The organism is Bacillus sp. LUNF1 (genome assembly GCF_011008975.1).
Taxonomy (GTDB): Bacteria; Bacillota; Bacilli; order Bacillales; family Bacillaceae; genus Bacillus; species Bacillus velezensis.
The window spans coordinates 1,929,647-1,945,302 of the sequence record NZ_CP048876.1; the positions used below are offsets into that span (position 1 = coordinate 1,929,647).

The following is a 15,656-nucleotide window of genomic DNA, read 5'->3' on the forward strand; positions in this document are numbered from 1 at the left end:
TTATCTCCCCATTTGTGTCAGATTCATGAAAGAGGTAACATCTATATGTTTCTCAATCATGTGTTGAATGTTTTCCGGTGAAACGTGATCCAGCTTCGGTGTGATTCCCAAAATCGGAACTTTGCATAATGTTTCAATCATGCTCGGGTTCGTCTTTTCGTCCAGCCCCGGCCGGCTCTTTACGCCGTTGATAATAATGCCGAGAACCTCTATCCCCATGTTTTTCGCATATTCAATGGTTAAATATGTGTGGTTGATGGTTCCGAGATCAGGCCTGGTGACAATCACTGCCGGCAATTCCATGGCTTTTATCAGATCACTGACTAAGTAATTTTCACCAAGCGGGACGGAAATGCCGCCTGCCCCCTCAACGATGAAACACTCATGACGATTTTTGATCTTACTCCAGTGGGCCATGACATCCGCCATGCTCACGGATTTCCCCTCAAGCATGGCGGCCGTGTATGGCGCAAGCGGCTCTTTCCATTCAAATGGCGTAATTTCTTCATGAGACAGTGCGGTTTGTGACATGTCTTTCAAGAGCGAGGTGTCACTTTCCGGATGAGTCCGCGGCACGCCGCTTAAAAACGGCTTAAACACTCCGATATCCGCCTGTTTCTGCCGGAATGCCGCGGCAAGTCCGCAAGAAACGATGGTTTTTCCGACGCCGGTATCTGTTCCTGTAACAAAAAAACTTCTCATTTGTTTAAATTCAGCTCTTTTCTAATGGAATCAAATGCTTCTGTCAGCTCGTCTATGTCCTGTAAGCTGCGATCCGCCGTAACGGTCAGCCTGATTCTGCTTTCGCCTTCCGGAACGGCGGGCGGGCGGATGGCCGGGGCGCAGATTCCCTTTTTCTCCAGCAGCGCAGCGGCTGAAACCGCTGTTTTTGCATCACCGATGATAACGGGGATAATCGGTGTATCTCCGCCTCTTACGGTAAAGCCCATATCGGCCAGACGCGTTTTTATCGTTTTGACAGACGATTGCAGCTCACGGCGCGTATCGTGCATATCTGATATGATGTCAAATGCCGTATGTGAAGCCGCACAAATTGACGGCGGGAGGGCCGTCTGAAAAATAAACGTCCGCGCCTGATTCAGCAAAAAATCAATGAAAATGTTTGATCCCGCGGCAAAACCGCCTTCCGTTCCTACAGCTTTGCTTAATGTGCCGATGACAACATCCGGACAAACACCGAAATAGTCACTGGTTCCCCCGCCGTTTTCCCCGAGTACACCGGTTGCATGCGCGTCATCTGCTATCACAAATGCCTGGTACTGCTTTGCAAGCGCCATTATGCGGTCAAGAGGCGCGATGGTGCCGTCCATGCTGAAGACGCCGTCTGTGACGATGAAGCGGCGGTTCCGAGCCTGGACGGAAGCAAGTTTTTTCTCAAGATCAGCCATATCAATATGGCGGTACACGATGGTTTCCGCTTTTGATAAACGGCAGCCGTCAACAATGCTCGCATGGTTCAGTTGATCGCTTAAAATGACATCGCCTTTTTGAGGCAGTGAGGCAAGCACGCCGATATTCGCCAAGTAACCGCTTGAAAACAATAAAGCCGCTTCCGTCTGTTTAAAGTCCGCGATTGTTTGTTCAAGTTTTTCGTGCCACACAGTATTTCCTGTTGTTAACCTTGAGCCGCCGCTTCCCGCTCCGAACCGGCTCAGCGCCGTTTGCGTGGCTGTGATAAGCCGCTCATCTTTTGACAGGCCTAAATAGTCATTGGACGCCCAGGTCTGCCGCTTTTGCCCTTTGGTTTTGAGAGCGGTTTCCTGTGTTCGCAGCGTCCGATACAGCCCGTCTCTTTTCACCGCATCGAGCCTTCCGAGGAGCCATCCGTCAAAATCCACGGCCGGTCACCTCGGCTATCGCTTCTTTCATAATGGAGATCATGGCTTGTAACTGATCGGTTGTGCTGGCAAGCGGCGGCAGAAAGGCGATGACGTCTCCGAGCGGCCGTGTCAGCATACCAAGCTCTCTCATTTTCAAGGACACCTTGTATCCCATCCGCTTTTCAGGCAGATAAGGCTGTCTTGTCCCCTTATCCTGCACAAGCTCTATGCCGCACATGAAACCGAGCTGGCGGACATCGCCGACATGAGGAAGCTGCTTCAGATTATGAAGAAATTCCGCTGCCGTTTTTGATTTTTCGGCGACTTGTTCAACGATGCGCTCTGATTCGAATAAACGCAGATTTTCAATTGCTGCGGCACAGCCAAGCTGATTTCCTGTATAGGAATGGCCGTGGAAAAATGTTTTCATTTTGTCGTAGTCATCGTAGAAGGCTTCATAAATGGCTTCTGTGGCAAACGTCACAGCGATCGGCAAATAGCCTCCCGTAATGCCTTTCCCTGCCGCCATCAAGTCCGGCTGGACATTTTCATGCTCACAGGCAAACATTTTTCCGGTGCGGCCAAACCCCGTCGCCACTTCGTCAACGATCATTAACACATCATATGCCGTACACAGCTTTCGTACGCCTGCCAGAAAGCCTTCAGGCATGACGATCATCCCGGATGCGCCTTGCACCATCGATTCAATCGTAAGTGCGGCAATCTCTTCGTGGTGCTTTGCAAGCAGCTGTTCGAGCGCGTGAAGGCATTTATCCCGGCACTGTACGGGGTCGCCGCTTTCAGATCTGTATACATACGGAATCGGAGCTTTGTAGCTTTCAAACATCAGCGGGCCGTACACATGGTGGAAGAGTTCAATGGAGCCGACGCTGACAGCTCCGATCGTATCGCCGTGATAGCCGTTCTGCATAGAAATAAACGTCTGTTTCTCGGGTCTCCCTATGTTTTTCCAGTATTGAAAGGCCATTTTCAGAGCGATTTCCATTGCTTCCGCTCCGCTGTCGGAGTAAAAAACGCGTGTCAGCTTTTCCGGTGTGATGCCTGTCAGCATCTCGGCAAGTTCTGTTGCGGGAACGTTCGTCATACCCAGCAAGGTCGAATGAGCGATTTTTTCAAGCTGTTTTTGAATCGCTTCATCCATTTCTTTTTTTCGGTGGCCGTGTACATTGAGCCATACTGAAGAAAAGCCGTCATAATATTCTTTGCCGCTGATGTCTTTCAGCATGATCCCGTTTCCGCTTTCAATGATTAACGGATCTTCATCGTAATCTTTCATTTGTGTGAAAGGCAGCCAAAGATGCTTTTTGCTTTTTTCAATCATTGATTGTTTCATCATTTCTCCTCCCGCTGAATGAATACAGGCTGCTTCTCTAAAAAATGGATACAGCTCTCCGTATCTATGGAGCCATCTGTAAAGAAAATCCGGCAGCCGCATTCATCTCCGGCATTTTTCATCTTGGCAATCCGCTGATATCCCAGCTTCTTTGCGGCAACGTAGCCTGTTATGTAATCAGGGTCATCCGACCAGCACAATTCAGCAATAATCCCCGGATATGCGCAAACTTTTGCCGCGATGGCATGTGCTTCTTTTATTCGTGAATTTTCCGGCATGTTGTGCGTAAAAGCCCATTTTTGAAAATCATGTGACGGCCAATCCACTCGGGATACCCGCACACCTCTATTTCCTCTGCCGTCAATGCGTTTTCCTGCCCGTATATCGAACAGGACCGCTCCTCTTGCTTCTGCATATTCCGCAATGTTTTCATACGCTTTCTCTATCATGTGCGGGGGAATCCCCGCCTTTTGCAGAAGCTTGCGGGCGATTGCTTGTCCTTTTTCCGGCGTGTCTGTTTGATGGAAAGCAACCGGCAGAGGGCGGATCGTTTCGATCGGTTCATTAATGCTTTCAAGCTGAATCTGCATAAAATCAGGTATCCCTCTTGAGTGCGAGAAGCCTTTATGTAATAAGCCATCTACCGCTTCCTGTAAACCGCCGTAAGTGATGAGCCGTTCTCCGCCGGAAATGTGTTTTCCGCCCTGCTCATGGGGGGCGTTTTGGGAAGCTCTCATTCTGACGCTGTAATAGGTCTCTTCCTGCATATATTCCCCTCCTTTCTCTTACTTTGAAAATTAATGTTAACCAAATTAATAAAAGGTTAACACTTATACAGAATATTAGTGCCCTCTACGGAATATGTCAACCTAAACTATCAAACTGTTAACTTAATGAGTTTTGCAAAGCCTCATTACGTTTTCATGTTTTGTTCATATTTTAGTAATTGTTTATTCAACACTGTCCGCTAAAGTAGTCCATATTAACGAATATGACAGCCATCTGATTCTTTTATGAAGGGAGGTCAAAACCGGATGCCGTTATGCTGAAAGAAAAAGTAAAGACAGCAGGCCGTTTTTGCACTGTAGGCGTCGGCAATACGCTGATCGATTTTGGTGTCTTCTTTCTTCTCGCCGCTTGTCATGTCCCCTATCTTCCGGCGCAGATCTGCTCCTATTCGGCAGGGATCATCAACAGCTATGTATGGAACCGGAAGTGGACGTTTCGTGTAAAACGCAAGGCTGACGGGAAAGAGATCATGCGATTTCTCATGATTAATCTTGCCGCGTCGGGAATCACCTTTTTGCTGCTTTACGCGTTTCAAAAAGGCGGCTGTTCGCTATTGGTGAGTAAGTTCGCTGCCACTATCGGCGGAATGATGATGAATTTTATCGGAAACCGAATCTGGGTATTTGGAGATTCGCTGAAAAACATACAGGATCAGGAGTGAAGATGAATGAAAAAAAGAGTGAGAAAAGCGGTCATTCCCGCAGCAGGTTTAGGAACGAGATTTCTGCCGGCGACAAAGGCGCAGCCTAAAGAAATGCTGCCGATTGTCGACAAACCGGCCATCCAATATATTGTCGAAGAGGCCGCAGCGTCAGGAATTGAAGATATATTGATTATTACAGGGAGAAACAAACGCTCGATTGAAGATCATTTTGACCGGTCGGCGGAATTGGAATTCAATCTTGAGGAAAAAGGCAAGACGGAGACGCTGAAGGAAATGCAGCGGATTGCCGATTTGGCCAATATTCATTACATTCGTCAGAAAGAACCGCTCGGATTAGGACATGCGGTGCTGTGTGCGGAGCATTTTATCGGAGATGAGCCTTTTGCCGTTCTCTTAGGTGATGATATTATGGTATCTGACACTCCCGCTCTTTCACAGCTCATAGACATCTATAACCAACACGGTACAGAAACGGTCGGCGTACAGCCCGTCGATCCTGCTGATGTCAGCAAATATGGTATTATACAGACGGGGCGGCAGAGCGGTCTTGTGTACCAGATTGAGGATCTGATTGAGAAACCGGCTGTTGAAAAGGCGCCCTCTCATATTGCCGTGATGGGCCGCTACATATTAACCCCCTGCTATTTTTAAAACGCTGAAGACGATCGGAAGAGGCGCGGGCAACGAAATCCAATTGACAGACGCGCTGCGCGAAGTGTGCCGCACCCGAAGCATTTACGCGCGGGAGCTTGAAGGAAGCCGGTTTGATATAGGAGATAAGTTCGGCTGTTTTAAGGCCGGCACGGAGATCGGGCTTCTGCGGGAAGAAATGAGACCGAAACTTTTAGCTTATTTAGAAGAGGTGTTAAAAAGAGAATCTGAAGAAATCGTGCGTTAAAAAATAATTTGTAACCATTTTGCTTGTCAATCAGTCATATAATTGGGTAAAAAGATAAAGAGGTTGTGAACAGTGTGGGCAATTTTATTAGTGAAATATTATCCTGGCTGACAAGTATGGGCTATTTAGGGATTGCGCTCGGATTAATGATCGAAATCATTCCGAGTGAAATCGTTCTGGCTTACGGAGGCTATATGGTGTCAGAAGGCACGATCAGCTTTATCGGCGCCATTGTCGCCGGTGTGATCGGGGGAACGATCGCGCAGTGCTTTATTTACTGGATCGCCCGTTATGGGGGACGGCCGTTTTTGGACAAGTACGGCAAGTACTTACTTCTGAAAAAGCATCATGTTGATGTTGCGGAAAACTGGTTTCGCCGTTACGGCGCCGGTGTTGTGTTCTCGGCGCGGTTTATCCCGGTCGTCAGACATGCGATCTCCATCCCCGCCGGCCTTGCGAAAATGCCTCTTTCCAAGTTTGTCATATTGACGACACTCGCCATTATTCCGTGGTCTGTCATTTTCGTTTATCTCGGGTATCAGCTCGGGGGACAGTGGAAAGACGTAGACAGCTATGCCGGAATGTATACAACTCCGATCATTATATTGGCTCTCGTATTTATTGTTGTTTATTTCGTTGTGAAGAAAATGAGATCAAGACTGTGAAAAAAGACTGCATAAGAACGGCTGTGAGCCGGATCTATGCAGTCTTTTTTATTTATACCGGGTATACGGGGTGTTTCCGGTGTGTGAATGTCAGTTGTTTGGACATGTAAGCAGTGAGGCGTTTATTGAGTTCTTCCCGCAAGGAATCAGCAGGAACAATGCCGTCAATCACCATTTCAGAGGCAAGCCGGTAAAGGTTAATGTCTTCCTTATATTCATCACGCTTTTCTTGAATAAAAGCCGGCCTTTCTTCAGGGGCTAGCTCGCTGATTTTGTTTGCGTAGACCGCATTCACCGCTGCTTCAGGACCCATTACGGCAATTTGCGCAGTCGGAAGCGCTAAACAGCAGTCCGGTTCAAAAGCAGGCCCCGCCATCGCGTATAATCCGGCACCGTAGGCTTTTCTGACGATAACAGAAAGCTTCGGAACAGTCGCTTCCGCCATTGCGGAGATCATTTTTGCGCCATGTCTGATGATGCCCGCCTGCTCAACCTTCGTTCCGATCATGAATCCGGGAATGTCTGCTAAAAACAGAAGCGGAATATGGAATGCGTCGCACAAAGCGATAAATTTTGCGGCTTTATCCGCCGAATCGAGAAATAAAACCCCCCCTTTGACACGCGGCTGATTGGCGATAATGCCGACCGGCTGTCCGTGAATCCGCGCAAGCCCCGTTATTAATTCCTGTGCAAATAACGGTTTAATCTCAAAAAATGAGTCTTCATCAATGACACGTTCAATTAAATCCATCATGTTGAACGGTGCGTTTTGATGTGCCGGGATGACATCTGAGAGCGGTTTTTCAAAAGCTTTCGGGTTCTTAGATTTGTTGACGGGCGCTTTTTCAGTATAATTTGACGGAAAATAGCTGAGATATGTCTGCGCCATCATGATTGCTTCTTGTTCCGTCGGGGCGAGGAGATCACCGCAGCCTGATACGGAACAATGCATACGGGCGCCGCCCATTTCTTCAAGCGATACTTTCTCGCCAATCACCATTTCCGCCATACGCGGGGAGCCTAAGTACATGGATGCATTGCCTTCGACCATAATGACAATGTCGCAAAAGGCCGGAATGTAAGCGCCGCCCGCAGCGGAAGGGCCGAACAATAAACAGATTTGCGGAATGCGGCCCGACAGCTTTACTTGATTATAAAAGATGCGGCCGGCTCCCCTTCTGCCCGGGAACATGTCGACCTGATCCGTAATTCTCGCACCTGCGGAATCGACTAAGTACAAGAGCGGACACTGAAGCTTTTCCGCCGTCTCCTGAATGCGGATGATTTTTTCCACCGTTTTCGCGCCCCACGAGCCCGCCTTTACGGTTGAGTCGTTTGCCATCACACAAACGGTTCTGCCGCCGATGGTTCCGATCCCGGTAACGACCCCGTCAGCCGGCAGTCCGTCTGACATGCACTCGGCGAAAAAAGCGTCTTCAACGGATATGCCGTCATCGAATAAAAGCTTCAGCCTGTCTCTTACAAAAAGTTTTCCCTTCTTTTCGTTGCTTGCGTGATATTTCGCGGCTCCTCCCTTTTCAATCGTTTTGCTGCGTGTCTGCCGTTCTTTTTCGTAATCCATCCGAGTCCCTCCATGTTTTATTTTCCTTTGTATTCAGGGGGTCTTTTTTCTTTAAAAGCGCGCAGGCCCTCTTCCCTGTCAAGTGTGGGGATGACTTGTTCATATGCTTTTCGTTCGATTTCGAGCCCTGTATTGAGATCTGTCTCCAGACCCTTGTTTATCGCGGATTTTGCTTGTCTGACGGCGATCGGCCCATTAGCGGCGATGCGGCCGGCCAGTGCTTTTGCTTTTTCCATAAGTTCATCGGCTTCACAAACATGCTCGATCAGCTTCATGTCTTTTCCCTCTTCTGCAGAAAGTCTTCGGCCGGTATAGATCAATTCTTTTGCCGCGCCAGGGCCAATAAGCCGGGGCAGTCTCTGCGTTCCGCCCGCTCCGGGAATGATCGCAAGCCCTGTTTCAGGAAGGCCGAGGCCCGCCCGGCTGACGGCGATTCTGATATCGCAGGCGAGAGCGAGTTCAAGGCCTCCTCCGACAGCGGTTCCGTTCAGCGCTGCAATGACCGGCTGCGGGAGAGCTTCAATGGATGCGGCCGTGTCACCGATACGCCTGACGCTTTGTCTGACTTGTTCATGATTCATCCCCGCTCTTTCTTTTAAATCAGCACCGGCGCAAAATGTGTTCCCGTTGCCGGTGAGAATGACACAACGAATGGATGGCGAGTTTTTGATGTCTTCAATCACACGCTGTAAATGATCAATCATTTCTGAAGACAGCGAGTTGGCCGCATGCGGGCGGTTCAGCGTGATCAGACCGATCGTTTCTTGACAGACGGAATACAAGACGCAATCTTCCATGGCTTCTCCTTTCTCATTTCGTTCTGAATGCCTGCAGGTTTCTGCTTGGCAGGTCTTTGCCTATTTTATCCGCGATCCAGCCGGCGGCATAAAGAAGTTTATTCATGTCCGTCCCGGTATCAATCCCCATTTGTTCGAGCATATAAATGACGTCTTCTGTGGCAGCGTTGCCTGCTGATCCAGGGGCGTACGGGCAGCCGCCAAGCCCGCCTGAGGAAGTATCAAAGGATGTGATGCCCATATCAAGAGCGGGAATGATATTCGCTAGAGCCGTTCCTCTTGTATCATGGAAATGGAGTGCGATTTTTGAGGCGGGAATTCTCGGCAAAAGGGCTTCAAGCACGGCTATGACCTGCAAGGGGTTTGCCGCGCCGATCGTGTCGCCGAGCGATATTTCATCAACACCCATTTCGAGCAGGATGTCTGACAGGCGGATGACTTGTTCGACCGGCACGTTCTGTTCGTACGGACAGCCGAACACAGTAGACAGATAAGCTCTCGTCGCCATTTTTTCAGCTTTTGCTTCAGTAATAACCCGCCTGAGCTCTTGAACGGTCTGGTCAATCGGTTTGTTTACGTTTTTTTGGTTATGGGTTTCGCTTGCAGATAAAAATACACATGCCTGATCGATTCCGCCTTCTGCCGCATGCTCCAGTCCGATGAGGTTCGGAACGAGAGCCGCGTAGACCGTATGTTCAGATCTGGCAATGCCTTTTGCGACGTCCAGGCTGTCACGAAGAGCCGGAATCCATCTCGGATGCACGAATGATGTCACTTCGATATAGGGAAGGCCTGTTTTTGACAGCATATTGATCCACTCAATCTTATCTTCTGTATCCACCCACGCTGATTCATTCTGCAAGCCGTCACGCGGTCCTACTTCATTGATGCGGACATGTTTCGGACAGTTCATGCTGCACCTCCTTTTTTATTGAAGTTCAATCAGGACCTCTCCTTCATCAGTGAAATCACCTTCTGATTTTTTCACTTCTTTCACCGTACCCGCTGCATCAGCGATAATCGGAATTTCCATTTTCATAGATTCCAAGATGGCCACTTCCTGTCCTTCTTCAATGACATCGCCCGGCTTCACATGAATTTTCCACAGATTTCCCGCCATCTGAATTTTTATGACGCTCATTTTGACGCCCCCTCGTTCATTCTTTGTAAAAAACCGGTTGTTGCCTCGCCCTTTTCAAATACTTCTGAAAGGGCAATTTTTGTCAGCAGCGGAATGTTGGTTTTAATCCCTTCTACATGATATTCGCCAAGGGCGGTTTTCAGTTGTTCAATGGCTTGTTTTCTCGTATTCGCCGTGACGATCATTTTGGCAATCATCGGATCGTAAAACGGAGAAATGACGCTTCCCTTTTCGACGGCGCATTCGTGTCGCACTGACGGGTGTCTTAAAACGGAAAAAGACGAGATGGTACCGGGTGACGGGTAAAAGGTGACCGGATCTTCCGCATAGATCCGCACTTCAATCGCGTGACCGCGGTGGTTGATATCTTTCTGCGAGAAAGTCAGCGCCTGCCCAGCGGCAATTTTCAGCTGTTCTTCCACAAGATCCAGTCCTGTAATTTCTTCTGTCACCGGATGCTCCACCTGCAGTCTTGTGTTCATCTCTAAAAAATAGATTTGTTTCTTTTGGTCGACGAGAAATTCTATTGTGCCTGCATTTTGGTAGCCGATCGATTTAGCGGCTTTAACGGCGGTTTCACCGAGTCTTTGTCTTAATTCATCGTCAACAAACGGCGACGGCGCTTCTTCTATCACTTTTTGGTGGCGCCTTTGGACTGAACAGTCACGTTCAAACAGATGAACGGTGTTGCCGAAAGAATCTGCGAGTATCTGAATTTCAATATGACGGGCATTTTCAATGACCTTTTCCATGTACATTGCGCCGTCTCCAAAAAAGGACGCGGCCCGCTTTTGATTGCCTTCAAACGCTTTGGCCAGCTCTTCTTCTGAATGTACGATCTGCATGCCGATTCCGCCTCCTCCTGCAGACGCTTTCAGCATGACCGGAAAGCCGATGGCACGGGCTTCTGCTAAGGCGGAGTGAACATCGGGCAATGGCTCTGAAACACCGGGAACGATCGGGACCTTTGCTTTTTGCATCGTTTTTCGGGCTTCTATCTTGCTGCCCATCTTTGCGATGATATCACCGGGCGGACCGATAAATGTGATTTGTTCCTTCCGGCAGCGTTCGGCGAACAGGCTGTTTTCTGACAGAAGCCCGTAGCCCGGATGAATGGCGTCCGCTCCGGCGGATTTGGCGGCTTCTATGATTCTGTCGATATGTAAATAGCTTTCATTTACTCTCGATTTTCCGATCGGATAGGCCTCATCAGCCGCTTTTACGTGCAGCGCGTCCCGGTCGGCTTCTGAATAGACAGCTGCCGAGGGGATGCCGAGACGTTTGCAGGTGCGGATAATTCTTAAGGCGATTTCTCCTCTGTTGGCAATTAGGACTTTTTTAAACAAATGTGAAGCACTCCTTTTTCATTAAGTTAACTTGAGCTCTTCAATCGTTTTTTCCCGCAGCTTGAATTTCTGAATTTTTCCTGAGGCTGTCATTGGATATTCATCTGTAAACAAAACGTACCTGGGGACTTTATAGCGGGCGATATGTTCTTTGCAAAAGGTTCTGATGTCTTCTGCGGAAGCGGTTTGTCCGTCTTTGAGCCTGACCCATGCCGCGGCCTCTTCTCCGTATTTCGGATCAGGCACGCCGACGACCTGAACGTCTGCTACCGCGGGATGCCGATATAACATTTCCTCAATCTCGCGCGGATAGATATTTTCGCCGCCCCTGATCAGCATATCTTTCAGACGGCCCGTGATTTTGCAGTACCCGTCCTCGTCCATGACCGCCAAATCACCGGTATGCAGCCAGCCGTCTTTGTCTATCGCTTCTTCGGTCGCTTCTTGATTTTTATAATAGCCTTTCATGACATGATATCCGCGGGTGCAGAGCTCTCCTTGTTCGCCCCGCGCGGCTTCTTGGGATGTTCCGGGCCGAACGATTCTGACTTCGATATGGGGAAGCGCGCGCCCCGCTGTTTCCACTCTTCTTTCAAATGAATCATCCGTTCTTGTCTGCGTAATGACAGGTGATGCTTCGGTCTGTCCGTAGGCAATTGTAATGTCAGTCATCCCCATTTTGCCGATCACTTCTCTCATGACTTCCGCCGGGCATGGCGAGCCTGCCATAATACCGGTTCGGACGTGGGAAAGATCATATTCAGAAAAACGGCTGTCATGAAGGAGGGCGATAAACATCGTCGGTACACCGTGCAGAGCCGTGCAGGCTTCTTGCTCCACCGTTTTCAGAACGGCCGGCGGAGAAAACTGTTCGATCGGAATCATCGCCGCACCCGCGGAAACACATGCCAGCACGCCGAGCACACACCCGAAGCAGTGGAAAAACGGCACGGGAATACATAAACGGTCACTTGGAGTAAGCTTCATGCATTCTGCGATATTTGCCGCGTTATTTACGATATTAAAATGTGAGAGCATGACGCCTTTCGGAAATCCGGTCGTACCTGATGTATATTGCATATGAATGCAATCATCCTTTTTCAGGCTGTCCATCCTTCCGTCAAGCTCTGCATCCGTTACAGATTCAGCATCCTTCAGCAAAGAATCCCAACGGTGCATCCCGGGCGGGCTTTTATCACCGATATATAACACCGTCCGTAAAAAGGGATAACGTTTCGAACGCAGCCTGCCGCGCTCACACGTTTTCAGCTCCGGAATCAGCTTATTCACGATTTCAACATAAGATGTCTGCCGGTAGGAATCCATGATTATCAGGGCCGAGACATCTGAATGTGCCAGCAGATAATCAAGCTCTGCGATTTGAAAATTGGTATTAATGGTGACCAGAACGGCGCCGATTTTCGCCGTTGCAAATTGCGCCGCGAGCCATTCCGGAATGTTGGATGCCCATATGGCCACATGATCTCCTTTTTCAACTCCCAGCTTCATCAGCCCTTTTGCGGTTTGCCGGCATAACCGGTCAAACTCGGCATACGTATAACGAAGGCCGCGCTCAGGGTAAACAACCGCTTCACGATCCGGAAAAAGCTCCGCGGTCCGCTCAAGCAGCTTTCCGGCTGTTAAATGGATAAGTTCAGCCATATGACCTGCCCCTTTCCATCCCTGTCTTAGTAAACGTTTTCATTTTACTTCAAAAGCTGTCTTGCGATGACCATTCTTTGAATTTCTGACGTTCCTTCGCCAATCTCCATCAGCTTTGCGTCACGAAGCATACGTTCGACACCGCATTCCTTCATATAACCGGAACCGCCATGAATTTGGATGGCCTGAAGGCATGCTCTGACGGCCATTTCTGAAGCATAAAGCTTGGCGAATGCCGCTTCTTTCGTAAATGGCAGGTTTTGATCCTTCAGCCATGCCGCTTTAAGCACCATCTGTCTGGCAAGGTCAATTTCCATCGCCATATCGGCCAGCTTAAATTGAATGGCTTGAAATGACGATATCGGACTGCCGAACTGCTTGCGTTCCTTCGCATATGACAGCGACGCCTCCAGTGCGCCTTGAGCGATACCGACAGCCAGTGCCGCAATCGAGATCCGCCCGCCGTCTAATGTATATAAAAATTGTTTAAAACCTTTTTCAGGATCACCGAGCAGGTTATCGGCAGGCACCCTGACATCCTCCAGCACAAGCTCGGCCGTATCCGACCCTCTCACACCCATCTTGTCGTACGGATTTGTGATCGTAAATCCCGGTGTGTCTGTCGGGACGATGAGAGCTGAAATGATCGGTTTTCCGTCGGAGTTCTTTCCTGTAACGGCGGTGACAATGACAGTGCGGGCGTAATTTGCGTTTGTGATCCAGCATTTCTCTCCGTTTATCACATAGTCATCGCCCTTTTTCTCGGCTTTTGTCTGGGTACCGCCGGCATCGGAACCTGCATTCGGCTCTGTCAGCCCGAATGATCCGAGCGCTTTTCCCGAAGCAAGCGGAATAAGATGTTCTTGCTTTTGCTGTTCAGTACCGAAATAGTATAATGGGCTTGCGCCGAGTGACACGGCTGCCGCGTAGCTCAGCCCAGTGCTGCCGCAGGCTTTTCCGATTTCTTCGACCGCTGCTGCATATGAAATGGTATCACCGCCCGCCCCGCCGTATTCTTCCGGAAACGGAATTCCGAGCAGCCCGAGTTCGCCTATTTTTTTAAATGTGTCTATCGGGAAGACGGCTGATTGATCAACCTCATGGGCTTTCGGGGCAATTTCATTTTTGGCGAAATCTCTGACCATTTCGCGCACCATCTGCTGTTCTTTTGTCAGTTGAAAATTCATTAACCTTCCTCCTTCTGCTGCTTTCTACATTTTATTAATGGGGGTCTTTATTCATTCCATCCAAATGAAGTCTGAACATTCGGACTCATCCGCTGCAAAAAAACTGACAGCGCCGCAACTGTCAGTTTTATTAATAATGCTATTTAACCATCTGTTTTGCGGAGGGACGGCTCTCATGGTGAAGCCTGTCAACGGAAGTAACGATATAGGTGCAGGCTCCTTTCGCCCGAGTATCAGTATCTGAAAATGTCTGCGTCCGTGACGATGTTTTTCTGACTGTATCCACTAAATAAGGCTGCTTTCCCTTTTCTGCGCGGTAAATGGCGTAATAAGCCGTTTTTTTACCGTTGGATTTCGCATCTTCAATATAGAGTGTATGGCCTGAAGCATTCTTCTCCGCCCGTTTGACAGACGGTTTTTTTAAAGCGGAATGTCCGAGCCAAGGCATCTCGGGAATTAATGCGGGCCGGCTGTACATGTCTTTGATCAAACGGTTTTTCACATCGAGCGGATTACGGTTTAAATCCTTTAAACTGAAATGCATGCTTCCTTTAATCCAAGCTGATCCCCTGTTTAGAGTAATCTGTCTTCCGTATTCCCCCGGGTCGGCCCAGGCCGGATCAGCATTGTTGTTGATTTTATAAGCTGCTTGCCCGATATATAAATGCACCGGCCGATTGTTCACTTCTTTTCCCCACCAATCCGCTAAGACGTCATATGCCGCCGCTTTAAATCCGATGCTCCAGTAAATTTGCGGCGCGATGTAATCAATGTATCCTTTTTGGATCCATTCTCTCGTATCAGCGTATAAATCATCGTAGTTCCGCACCCCTGCGGCCGTTTCGGAGCCTGTCGGGTCATCTGCGGCATTTCTCCATACGCCGAACGGGCTGATTCCGAATTTGACATAAGGTTTTTCTCGTTTGATGGTTTGGTTGATTTCTTTTACAAGCCGGTTGACGTTATCCCTGCGCCAGTCATCAATTGATGCAAAGTGAGCCTTTCCGTACCGTTCGTATTCCGCCTGATCGGGGAATTCCTGTCCGGCAATTTTATAAGGATAAAAATAATCATCCATATGAACCGCATCAATGTCATAACGGCTGACCACTTCTTTGATTCCATCCGTTATAAATTGTCTTACTTCCGGAATGCCCGGATTATAGTACAGCTGTTTTCCGTATGCAGCGACCCAGTCCGGATGGGAACGCGCGGGATGATCATCTGAAAGCGCATTCAAATTTGTGTGATTCATCGTGATCCGGTAAGGATTGAACCAAGCGTGAAATTCAAGATTCCGTTTATGTGTCTCTTCAACTAAAAAAGCAAGCGGATCGTAGCCGGGATTTTTGCCTTGTGTTCCTGTCAGATACTCTGACCAAGGCCCGTAATCTGATGGATAAAAAGCATCAGCCGCAGGCTTAATTTGGACGATAACGGCGTTCATTCCCATCTCCTGAACGTCATCCAGCAGCTTGCTGTATTCACTTTTTTGCTCTTCCGGCGACAGCCCTTTTTTAGAGGGCCAGTCGATATTGGTTACAGACGCGATCCATACGGCTCTCATTTCTCTCTCCGGCTGAGTGCCGCTTGCTTGTGCGGATGCTGAGAATGTAAAGATACCGGCTGTCAGTACAACGGTCAAAAACCATATCATGCTAAAACGGCAGCTTTTCATGTTTTTCCCCCTCTCTGCTTTACGGTATTCCGAAGCATTCCGGGCGGTGAAT

General features: G+C 48.9%; 14 protein-coding genes and 1 pseudogene. 3 read left to right on the plus strand and 12 right to left on the minus strand.

All coding sequences use genetic code 11. The annotated features are described in order from the left end of the window. Genes bioD through G4O42_RS09270 form a run of 4 tightly spaced genes read right to left on the minus strand, consistent with a single transcriptional unit; the run spans window position 1 to window position 3,962 of the window. Window positions 1-702: a dethiobiotin synthase gene (bioD, locus tag G4O42_RS09255; RefSeq protein WP_032875112.1), complete on the minus strand. Its 702-nt coding sequence runs from the start codon at window positions 700-702 to the stop codon at window positions 1-3. Beyond that, on the minus strand, window positions 699-1,859 hold the full coding sequence (bioF, locus tag G4O42_RS09260; protein ID WP_032875115.1) for an 8-amino-7-oxononanoate synthase: 1,161 nt from the start codon (window positions 1,857-1,859) through the stop codon (window positions 699-701). Before bioF ends, bioD begins: the two co-directional genes overlap by 4 nt. Next, window positions 1,849-3,195: an adenosylmethionine--8-amino-7-oxononanoate transaminase gene (bioA, locus tag G4O42_RS09265; protein ID WP_032875117.1), complete on the minus strand. Its 1,347-nt coding sequence runs from the start codon at window positions 3,193-3,195 to the stop codon at window positions 1,849-1,851. Before bioA ends, bioF begins: the two co-directional genes overlap by 11 nt. Then, a complete protein-coding gene (locus G4O42_RS09270) occupies window positions 3,195-3,962 on the minus strand; it encodes a 6-carboxyhexanoate--CoA ligase (protein WP_032875120.1) in 768 nt (255 codons plus the stop codon). Before G4O42_RS09270 ends, bioA begins: the two co-directional genes overlap by 1 nt. Before the next feature lie 275 nt (window positions 3,963-4,237). Here G4O42_RS09270 and G4O42_RS09275 point away from each other — a divergent pair, with 275 nt between their 5' ends. From G4O42_RS09275 to uptA, 3 genes and pseudogenes are all read left to right on the plus strand, one after another. Beyond that, window positions 4,238-4,645: a GtrA family protein gene (locus G4O42_RS09275; protein ID WP_014418060.1), complete on the plus strand. Its 408-nt coding sequence runs from the start codon at window positions 4,238-4,240 to the stop codon at window positions 4,643-4,645. Window positions 4,646-4,651: 6 nt separating this feature from the next. After that, window positions 4,652-5,546, plus strand: a pseudogene (gene galU, locus G4O42_RS09280) (UTP--glucose-1-phosphate uridylyltransferase GalU). A 74-nt stretch (window positions 5,547-5,620) separates the two neighbouring features. Next, window positions 5,621-6,211 carry an undecaprenyl phosphate transporter UptA gene (gene uptA, locus G4O42_RS09285; protein WP_007410125.1) on the plus strand — a complete coding sequence of 197 codons (591 nt, stop codon included), beginning with the start codon at window positions 5,621-5,623 and terminating at the stop codon, window positions 6,209-6,211. 52 nt (window positions 6,212-6,263) lie between these two features. On the opposite strand, the gene G4O42_RS09290 is transcribed toward uptA, so the two are convergent. From G4O42_RS09290 to G4O42_RS09325, 8 genes are all read right to left on the minus strand, one after another. Beyond that, the gene (locus tag G4O42_RS09290) at window positions 6,264-7,793 is read right to left on the minus strand and encodes an acyl-CoA carboxylase subunit beta (protein WP_012117691.1); all 1,530 of its coding nucleotides are present in this window, start codon (window positions 7,791-7,793) and stop codon (window positions 6,264-6,266) included. Window positions 7,794-7,810: 17 nt separating this feature from the next. After that, on the minus strand, window positions 7,811-8,590 hold the full coding sequence (locus tag G4O42_RS09295; RefSeq protein ID WP_032875123.1) for an enoyl-CoA hydratase: 780 nt from the start codon (window positions 8,588-8,590) through the stop codon (window positions 7,811-7,813). 13 nt (window positions 8,591-8,603) lie between these two features. Beyond that, entirely contained in the window at window positions 8,604-9,503 is a 900-nt protein-coding gene (locus G4O42_RS09300; protein ID WP_032875126.1) for a hydroxymethylglutaryl-CoA lyase, read from the minus strand. Window positions 9,504-9,518: 15 nt separating this feature from the next. Next, window positions 9,519-9,731: an acetyl-CoA carboxylase biotin carboxyl carrier protein subunit gene (locus tag G4O42_RS09305; protein ID WP_007410121.1), complete on the minus strand. Its 213-nt coding sequence runs from the start codon at window positions 9,729-9,731 to the stop codon at window positions 9,519-9,521. Next, window positions 9,728-11,077 carry an acetyl-CoA carboxylase biotin carboxylase subunit gene (locus G4O42_RS09310; protein ID WP_032875129.1) on the minus strand — a complete coding sequence of 450 codons (1,350 nt, stop codon included), beginning with the start codon at window positions 11,075-11,077 and terminating at the stop codon, window positions 9,728-9,730. Before G4O42_RS09310 ends, G4O42_RS09305 begins: the two co-directional genes overlap by 4 nt. A 21-nt stretch (window positions 11,078-11,098) precedes the next feature. Further along, window positions 11,099-12,739, minus strand: coding sequence for an AMP-binding protein (locus G4O42_RS09315; RefSeq protein WP_032875132.1), 1,641 nt, complete (start codon window positions 12,737-12,739; stop codon window positions 11,099-11,101). Window positions 12,740-12,783: 44 nt separating this feature from the next. After that, on the minus strand, window positions 12,784-13,926 hold the full coding sequence (locus G4O42_RS09320) for an acyl-CoA dehydrogenase family protein (protein WP_032875135.1): 1,143 nt from the start codon (window positions 13,924-13,926) through the stop codon (window positions 12,784-12,786). Window positions 13,927-14,065: 139 nt separating this feature from the next. Next, window positions 14,066-15,604 carry a glycoside hydrolase family 10-like protein gene (locus tag G4O42_RS09325; protein WP_032875138.1) on the minus strand — a complete coding sequence of 513 codons (1,539 nt, stop codon included), beginning with the start codon at window positions 15,602-15,604 and terminating at the stop codon, window positions 14,066-14,068. Between the last annotated feature and the right edge of the window lie 52 nt (window positions 15,605-15,656).